Here is an 8,447-nt window from a genome sequence, read left to right as displayed (position 1 = left end):
TGTTTGTGTGAAGTGATTCACATCCGCCGTGTCGATGGAGGCGCATTATAGGGAGTTCTCGAGCGCCCGCAATAGAAAAATGGCAGAAAAATGACTGACTGCTGCATTCCCCAGCAAAACCCCGCTTTATACCTCGTTACACACAGAATTATCCACAGGAGAGCGTAAAAACATGACCGCTAGCCCCGTGGATCGCCAGCTATATAGAAGGAGATTCACCGGCCTGGAGAGAAAGATAAAAATTCGCGAGCGTTGCGCAAACGTTTTCGTTACAATGCCGCGCTATGACACGGATGCCCGGTTGGGTGCGTTAGGTGAGTTTTTAGGCAAAAACTCACCTAACGCTCTCTGTAATGTTCAAATCCTGGGGATTTAATACCATGCAACAACGTCGTCCAGTCCGCCGCGCTCTGCTCAGTGTTTCTGACAAGGCCGGTATCGTCGAATTCGCGCAGGCGCTTTCCGCTCGTGGTGTCGAGCTGCTGTCCACTGGCGGCACCGCTCGCCTGCTGGCAGATAAAGGCCTGCCGGTAACCGAAGTCTCTGACTACACCGGTTTCCCGGAAATGATGGATGGACGCGTGAAAACCCTGCATCCGAAAGTACACGGCGGCATCCTCGGCCGTCGCGGTCAGGATGACGGCATCATGCAGCAGCACGGGATCGCGCCTATCGATATGGTGGTCGTTAACCTCTATCCGTTTGCCCAGACCGTCGCTCGCGAAGGATGCTCGCTGGAAGACGCGGTGGAAAACATCGATATCGGCGGCCCGACCATGGTCCGCTCCGCGGCGAAGAACCACAAAGACGTCGCCATCGTGGTGAAGAGCAGCGACTACACCGCCATCATTAATGAGATGGACGCCAACGAAGGCTCCCTGACGCTGGACACCCGCTTCGACCTCGCCATTAAAGCCTTCGAACACACCGCCGCGTATGACAGCATGATCGCCAACTACTTCGGCAGCATGGTTCCGGCCTATCACGGCGAAAGCAAAGAAGCCGCTGGCCGCTTCCCACGCACCCTGAATCTGAACTTCATTAAGAAGCAGGATATGCGCTACGGCGAAAACAGCCACCAGCAGGCTGCCTTCTATATAGAAGAGAATGTCAAAGAAGCTTCCGTGGCAACCGCTACCCAGCTGCAGGGCAAAGCGCTCTCCTATAACAACATTGCCGATACCGATGCGGCGCTGGAGTGCGTGAAAGAGTTCAACGAACCGGCCTGCGTGATCGTTAAGCACGCTAACCCATGCGGCGTTGCCGTTAGCGACTCGATCCTCGACGCCTACGATCGCGCATACAAAACCGACCCGACCTCCGCGTTCGGCGGCATCATCGCCTTCAACCGCGAACTGGATGCCGACACCGCGCAGGCGATCATCTCTCGCCAGTTTGTCGAGGTGATCATCGCCCCGTCCGCCAGCGAAGAAGCGCTGAAAATCACTGCCGCGAAGCAGAACGTCCGCGTACTGACCTGCGGTCAGTGGGATGCGCGCGTTGCCGGTCTCGATTTCAAACGCGTTAACGGTGGTCTGCTGGTTCAGGACCGCGATCTCGGTATGGTCACCGCGGGTGAACTGCGCGTGGTCAGCAAACGTCAGCCGAGCGAGCAAGAGCTGCGCGATGCGCTGTTCTGCTGGAAAGTGGCGAAATTCGTCAAATCCAACGCCATCGTGTATGCCAAAGACAATATGACCATCGGCATAGGCGCCGGTCAGATGAGCCGCGTCTACTCGGCGAAAATCGCCGGAATTAAAGCCGGTGATGAAGGTCTGGAAGTGAAAGGCTCCGCCATGGCCTCTGACGCCTTCTTCCCATTCCGCGACGGGATTGACGCCGCGGCAGCGGTCGGCATCACCTGCGTTATTCAGCCGGGCGGCTCTATCCGCGACGACGAAGTGATTGCCGCCGCTGACGAACACGGCATCGCCATGATCTTCACCGACATGCGCCACTTCCGCCATTAATTCATGGAGCAGCAGATGAAAGTATTAGTAATCGGCAACGGCGGGCGCGAACACGCCCTGGCCTGGAAAGCGGCCCAATCGCCGCTGGTTGATACCGTCTACGTCGCGCCGGGCAACGCCGGTACCGCGCTGGAGCCGTCGCTGCAAAACGTCGCCATCGGCGTTACCGATATTCCGGCGCTGCTTCGCTTCGCCCAGGATGAAAATATCGACCTGACCATCGTTGGCCCGGAAGCGCCGTTGGTCATTGGCGTGGTTGACGCGTTTCGTGCCGCCGGGCTGGCCATCTTCGGGCCAACCGAAGGCGCTGCGCAGCTGGAAGGTTCGAAGGCCTTCACCAAAGATTTCCTTGCTCGTCATCATATCCCGACGGCGGAATATCAGAACTTCACCGACGTTGAGCCAGCGCTGGCTTATCTGCGCGAGAAAGGCGCGCCGATCGTCATCAAAGCCGACGGTCTGGCGGCGGGTAAAGGCGTTATCGTGGCGATGACCCTCGAGGAAGCCGAAGCGGCGGTCAAAGACATGCTGGCCGGTAACGCTTTCGGCGACGCCGGACACCGCATCGTCATTGAAGAGTTCCTCGATGGCGAAGAGGCCAGCTTTATTGTGATGGTCGACGGCGAGCACGTCCTGCCGATGGCCACCAGCCAGGATCACAAACGCGTCGGCAACGGCGATACCGGCCCGAATACCGGTGGGATGGGCGCTTATTCTCCGGCGCCGGTCGTGACTGATGAAGTCCATCAGCGCACCATGGAGCGGATTATCTGGCCAACCGTGAAGGGCATGGCCGCGGAAGGCAACACCTATACCGGTTTCCTGTATGCCGGTCTGATGATCGACAAGCAGGGCAACCCGAAGGTCATTGAGTTCAACTGCCGCTTTGGCGATCCGGAAACCCAGCCGATCATGCTGCGCATGAAATCCGACCTGGTAGAGCTGTGCCTCGCCGCCTGCGCGGGCAAGCTGGATGAGAAAACCTCCGAGTGGGATGACCGCGCGTCGCTGGGCGTGGTGGTTGCCGCCGGCGGCTATCCGGGCAACTACAACACGGGCGATGAGATCCATGGTCTGCCGCAGCAGGAAGCGGCAGACGGTAAAGTCTTCCACGCCGGCACGAAACTGTCTGACGACCAGCGCGTGGTCACCAACGGCGGTCGCGTACTGTGCGTCACCGCCCTGGGCGATACCGTAGCGCAGGCGCAGCAGCGCGCCTATCAGCTGCTGACCGACATTCGCTGGGACGGTAGCTTTAGCCGTAGCGATATCGGCTGGCGCGCCATCGAACGTGAAAAGGCTAACGGCTAAGTTTCGCCAGCAGCGTTTTCCGCGTAATGCCTAACTGACGGGCGGCTTCGGTTTTGTTGCCGCCCGTTTTTTCCAGCGCCGCCAGAATCACCTCTTTCTCCACTTCCACTAACGGCTGAATTCCCCCCTCCTCGCTCCCGCCTGATGGCAGCGGCGTACCGGCGATCGCCAGCGGCAGTTCCCGCTCAGAGATATAGTTTCCGGTCAGTAGCACCACCGCCCGCTCCACCGCGTTTTCCAGCTCGCGAATATTGCCCGGCCAGGGGTAGTGGATCAGCAGGTCCATCGCCTGTGGCGTGAACCCCTTTACCGCCTTACGATTGCGTTCGGCATAGCGTTTGAGAAAGTGCTGCGCCAGCTGCGGAATATCTTCCCGGCGCCGGCGCAGCGGCGGCATCTCAATAGTCACGACGTTCAGGCGGTAATAGAGATCCTGGCGAAAACGCCCGGCGCTGACCTCTTCGGCGAGGTTGCGGTGGGTGGCGGCGATCAGCCGCACATCAACGGCAAGCGTCTGGTTGCTGCCGACACGCTGCACCTCCCGCTCCTGAATCGCCCGCAGCAGACGCACCTGCATCAATGGCGAGATATCGCCAATTTCATCGAGGAACAGCGTGCCGCCATCCGCTTCGACAAAGCGCCCCTCACGTCGCCGATCCGCGCCGGTAAACGCCCCTTTTTCATGGCCGAAGAGTTCCGACTCCAGCAGCGACTCATTCAGCGCCGCACAGTTGAGCGTCACCAGCGGCTTATCACCGCGCCCGCTGCAGGCGTGGATGGCGCGCGCCACCAGTTCCTTACCGGTTCCCGACTCCCCATGGATCAGCACCGTCGCGTCCGAAGGGGCTACCAGCGTAATTTCGTTAAGAAGCGCCTGCATCGCCGGGCTGTCGCCAATCATGCCCCACCGTAGATCCGTCGCAACGCTGGGGTCGCCCTCGCTATGACGGGTGTGTGCCAGTGCCTGGACTAACGTCTGCTGTAACGTGTCAAAATCCAGCGGTTTAATCAGATAATCCAGCGCCCCGGACTTAATGGCCTCCACCGCCGTATCGACGCTGGAGAACGCCGTCATGATCAGCACCGGGATCGCCGGGTTATAGGCTTTTATCTCTTTTAACGTTGCGATACCGTCCAGCTCCGCCATGCGAATATCGCACAGTACCAGGTCGAAAACCTGATGATGGATCTGCTCCAGCGCCTGCCGGCCGTTGTGGGCTAATGCCACCTGATAGCCCCAGCCGCGCAGCAGCGCCTGCAAGATCGTGCAGTGGCTGATGTCATCATCGACAACCAGAATCTGTACCTTATCGCTGCTCATCTTCCCTCCGTTGAGCATCCAGCGGTAGCCAAAGCGTAAATATCGCTCCAGCCCCCGGCTGACTTTCGGCGCGGATCGTCCCGCCATGTTGTTCGATAATATTCTGCACCACCGCCAGCCCCAGCCCGGTGCCGTCCGCCTTGGTGGTGAAATAAGGAGTGAAGATGGCCTGTAGCTCTTCATCGCTCATCCCCTTACCGCTATCCTTAACGACTATTTTCATACGTCGCCGATCGGCTTCACTTGCCGATACGTGAATGACGCCGTCGCGGTCAATCGCCTGCATCGCGTTCAGGTACAGGTTCAACAGCACCTGGTTCAGGCGGTCGGCATCGGCGTTGATCGTGGAGAGCTCCGGGCGCGGCGTAAATTGCAGCGCGATCCCGCGACTCTGCGCATCCTGGCTAACCAACTGCAATGAGTGGTGGATAAGCGCGTTAATATCCACCGGCTGGTAATTTAAATGCGCGGGCCGGACCAGCTCCAGCAGCTCACTGACCACCCGATTGAGGCGGTCGGCCTCTTTGGCCATCACCTGCGCTAACTGATGTGACTCACCGCCCGGCGGCGTGCGCTCGGCAAAATATTTTGCCAGCCCTTTAATCGACGAGAGCGGATTGCGGATCTCGTGCGCCACGCCTGCCGCCAGATGGCCAAGTGCCAGCAGTTTCTCTTTGCGGGCCATCGCCTCCAGCAGTTGTTTCCGTGAGCGGCGATAGCGGCGGAACCAGAACTGGGCAAGGATCGTTGCCGCTGTCACCAACGCGGCGGCGCCCAGCATGATGGCCATATTACGCTGCCCCCTGGCCTGCGCGGCATCCAGCTCGCGGCTATCAAAGGCGATAAAAATCACCTGCGGGACGCTGGCTTGAGCCAGGGCGCTGTTGCCGCGATTCATCATGCCCATATGGTGGCCGCGGGCCGGATTGAGCGGGCGAAACTGGCGATAGATCTCCATGGCCGGCTGCGGCTCGCTAAGCCGCCGCCAGCGAGCCTGTTCGCCAACCGCCAGCGCACGCATCTGCGCGGGGCTGTAGAGCGTTTGACCCACCTGCTGCGGATCGCTGTGGGCGATGATGGCGCCATTGTCATCAGTCACCGCGAACCACAGGACGCCCGGCTGCCAGGCCATCTCTTCCAGCAGGGCCTGCAGCTGCGCGTGGTGCATCCGCATTCCCATGCCAACGCGCGTGCCGGACTCCAGCGCGCGGATCAGTACGCTCCCCTTCTCCTCGATAGTTTGTCGGGCGGCGGTCGTCTCACGACCGTAGTCGCGGACGATCATCGCGGAGAACAGCACCACCAGCAGCACTACCGTACCGGTCAGCAGCCAGCTCAGCGCGCCAGCGGCAGCGTCCCGGGAAAAAGGTTTGATCTTCATCGGCGAGTCCTTGTCATCTCCTTTCCGCTATCAGCAGGATCTTTCAGCAGAAATCATGCCATGTTTCCGCGCGGCCAAACCTGCTCTCAAACATATCGCCTGCGCTTTAGCGAGTAAAAATGACTCGCCGGTCCCGGGCGGAACGGGTCATTTTTACTCGCTCTTCTCTTTAACGGCCTCGGCAGGCCTGCACGGACGGGCTTTTTCAGGCTGGCATGAAAGATGCAATACCGAGAGAAACCACACAGGAGAAAATGCCATGAAACGGAACCGTACCTTACCTCTCGCCCTCGTTACCTTAGCCGCGCTGACCTTCGGCAGCAACACGGCCTGGGCCAACCACCACTGGGGCAACAATAACGGGATCGGCAACCAGGGCTACAGTCAGCTGACCCAGGAGCAGCAGGCTACCGCGCAAAAGCTGCATAACGATTACTATGAGCAAACCAGCGCCCTGCGCCAGCAGTTGCAGTCCAAACGCTATGAGTACAATGCGTTGCTCACGGCGCAAAAGCCGGACAGCGGCAAGATTGAAGCCGTCGCTCAGGAGATGGAAGGCTTACGCCAGAAGCTGGATCAGCAGCGGGTGAAATTAGATCTCGCCCTGGCTGAGGCTGGCGTTCCCCGCGGCGCAGGAATGGGATATGGCGGCTGTCGCGGTAGCGGCGGCGGTCATATGGGCATGAATCACTGGTAAAGGTTAGAAGCTTTTTTCCGTCGGCTGCCAGGTGCAGAAGTTTTCATTGGCCACCAGCAGCAGTTGAGAGCCTTCCGGCGCCTCCAGCCAGGCAATGCTCACCGCGGCGGAAGCGTGGCTCTGCCGACGTTCAATGTGCGCCAGAGCCCGACTATCGAGGTCGGGCGTGACCGTCTGCCCTTCACAGGTCAGCACGGTATGCGCGGCGGCGTTCCAGCGTCCCTGACGCAGGACGACCCGTCCCTGGCGGAGGGCGTCGCTGGTCTGGCGGATCTGCTCGGCGCGATAACGGTACAGCGCGACCTGGTCGCTGGAGAGTTGCTGCTTCTGCCCGTCAACTTCCCGCTGCATAAAGCTAAGATCGCCCTGCGCGTCGAAGCGGGCACGAATATGTTCCGGCGGCTTGCCGTAGACATTGAGTTCAATCAGCGTCAGCTGATCGCCCTGCCAGCGATATTCGCTGGTCGAGGTGTCCCCGTGACGCCACGGGCTGAAGGCGGCGAGAAGATGGACTTCATCGCCAGAATCTTTACGCCAGATACGCATCGCCCCCTGGTTGTCCGCATAACCGCTGGCGGTAAATGGTGGTAGCGACGCGTTATGGCTGCAGGCAGTCAGCAACAGGATGCCCGCCAGCGCCAGAGGCCGGCGCCAGACAGACAAAAGGGGCTTAATAGCCCCTTCGATAAAACTGTTCACTGCCACGCGGTCTTACTTAACTGCGTCTTTCAGTGCTTTGCCAGAAACAAATGCCGGCACGTTAGCTGCAGCGATTTTGATCTCTTTACCGGTCTGCGGGTTGCGGCCAGTACGCTCAGCGCGGTGGTTCACTTTGAAGGTACCGAAACCAACCAGTTGAACAGCATCACCTTCTTTCAGAGACTCAGTAATTGCAGCCAGGGTAGATTCCAGGGCAGCTTTAGCCTGTGCTTTGGACAGGTCAGCTTTGTCCGCAATTACATCAATCAGTTGAGTCTTGTTCATAAGTTATCCTTACAATGTGTTTATCGCTTGCTAAGCATCGAGTGCGACGGAAATGCCAAAAAAGCACCCTCCTGCATACACGCACCGATAGCCACTTTTTTTCGCCCTCCAAATGTAGACCAGACGGGGGGCGGAATGGAAGCCTTCAGACGCTACAATTCAGGCGGTAAATCACGTTTTCTGGTCTCACTGCTGAAAATTTATACCAATATTGCTCTCGCCGGCCTCACGCAGGTCCGCGCGCAGGCCTTTTATCAGCTCAAGGTCACGCTCTTCGCAGTCGGCCAGCAGGCGGAAAATTTCCCACTGAATGTCCCATTCCTGCTCTACCGCCGGGTTCGCTTTCAGCTCTTCGTCGGTCATTTCGCGACCTTCCTGGGTCATTTCCAGCATCGCCACGGTGGTGATAGAGGTTTTGCTCACCTCGATCGCGTGCTCGAGCGTTTCGCCGCTCAGACGTGAATGGATCAGTTCGCTCAACGCCACGCAGGCGTCTATGGCCGGATAAACACCGTACAGGTCGAAATCATCTGCCGCCGGGATCGCCTCTTCCAGTTTCTCCAGCTGACTATCGAAATTCACCTTCGCATCTTTGACCGTCAGCGTTTCCCAGATCAGATCCAGGATACGACGGTACAGCTGGCCGTCGCCAAACTCGGTTTGCTTGCAGAACATCGCGTAGTTGGGGTACATACGCTCGCACAGGCAGGCCATAAAAGTGACATGCTGCCAGCTTTCCAGCTTCTCCAGGCGCAGGTGAATCGGGTTTTGTAACATGATGAA

Annotated in this window: 8 protein-coding genes; 3 read left to right on the top strand and 5 right to left on the bottom strand. The window is 58.9% G+C overall.

Annotated elements, in window-relative coordinates; genetic code table 11:
- Positions 1-380: 380 nt before the first annotated feature.
- A complete protein-coding gene (purH, locus tag ABLV76_RS07895; RefSeq protein WP_004206735.1) occupies positions 381-1,970 on the top strand; it encodes a bifunctional phosphoribosylaminoimidazolecarboxamide formyltransferase/IMP cyclohydrolase in 1,590 nt (529 codons plus the stop codon).
- 15 nt (positions 1,971-1,985) lie between these two features.
- Positions 1,986-3,281, top strand: coding sequence for a phosphoribosylamine--glycine ligase (gene purD / locus ABLV76_RS07890; RefSeq protein WP_004206736.1), 1,296 nt, complete (start codon positions 1,986-1,988; stop codon positions 3,279-3,281).
- On the opposite strand, the gene zraR is transcribed toward purD, so the two are convergent.
- Entirely contained in the window at positions 3,271-4,602 is a 1,332-nt protein-coding gene (gene zraR / locus ABLV76_RS07885; RefSeq protein ID WP_348878269.1) for a sigma-54-dependent response regulator transcription factor ZraR, read from the bottom strand. The two genes, purD and zraR, sit on opposite strands and share 11 nt — an antisense overlap.
- Positions 4,589-5,983 carry a two-component system sensor histidine kinase ZraS gene (zraS, locus tag ABLV76_RS07880; protein ID WP_135683963.1) on the bottom strand — a complete coding sequence of 465 codons (1,395 nt, stop codon included), beginning with the start codon at positions 5,981-5,983 and terminating at the stop codon, positions 4,589-4,591. Before zraS ends, zraR begins: the two co-directional genes overlap by 14 nt.
- Positions 5,984-6,242: 259 nt before the next feature.
- On the opposite strand from zraS, the gene zraP reads away from it, so the two are divergent.
- Positions 6,243-6,680 carry a zinc resistance sensor/chaperone ZraP gene (gene zraP / locus ABLV76_RS07875; RefSeq protein WP_017901120.1) on the top strand — a complete coding sequence of 146 codons (438 nt, stop codon included), beginning with the start codon at positions 6,243-6,245 and terminating at the stop codon, positions 6,678-6,680.
- 3 nt (positions 6,681-6,683) lie between these two features.
- Here zraP and ABLV76_RS07870 read toward each other — a convergent pair whose 3' ends face one another.
- The 3 genes from ABLV76_RS07870 to ABLV76_RS07860 all read right to left on the bottom strand — a co-directional run bounded on the left by ABLV76_RS07870 (position 6,684) and on the right by ABLV76_RS07860 (position 8,441).
- The gene (locus tag ABLV76_RS07870) at positions 6,684-7,379 is read right to left on the bottom strand and encodes a DUF1481 domain-containing protein (protein WP_023319466.1); all 696 of its coding nucleotides are present in this window, start codon (positions 7,377-7,379) and stop codon (positions 6,684-6,686) included.
- 12 nt (positions 7,380-7,391) lie between these two features.
- The gene (gene hupA, locus ABLV76_RS07865) at positions 7,392-7,664 is read right to left on the bottom strand and encodes a nucleoid-associated protein HU-alpha (protein ID WP_002884342.1); all 273 of its coding nucleotides are present in this window, start codon (positions 7,662-7,664) and stop codon (positions 7,392-7,394) included.
- Positions 7,665-7,850: 186 nt separating this feature from the next.
- Positions 7,851-8,441 (bottom strand): YjaG family protein, encoded by a 591-nt coding sequence (locus tag ABLV76_RS07860; protein ID WP_004206742.1) that lies wholly within the window; start codon positions 8,439-8,441, stop codon positions 7,851-7,853.
- Between the last annotated feature and the right edge of the window lie 6 nt (positions 8,442-8,447).

It is taken from the genome of Klebsiella sp. GB_Kp047 (assembly GCF_040065235.1).
In the GTDB taxonomy this organism is placed as follows: domain Bacteria; phylum Pseudomonadota; class Gammaproteobacteria; order Enterobacterales; family Enterobacteriaceae; genus Klebsiella; species Klebsiella quasipneumoniae.
The sequence above is the reverse complement of the archived record's forward strand: the minus strand, read 5'-3'. Positions and strand labels throughout refer to the sequence as shown.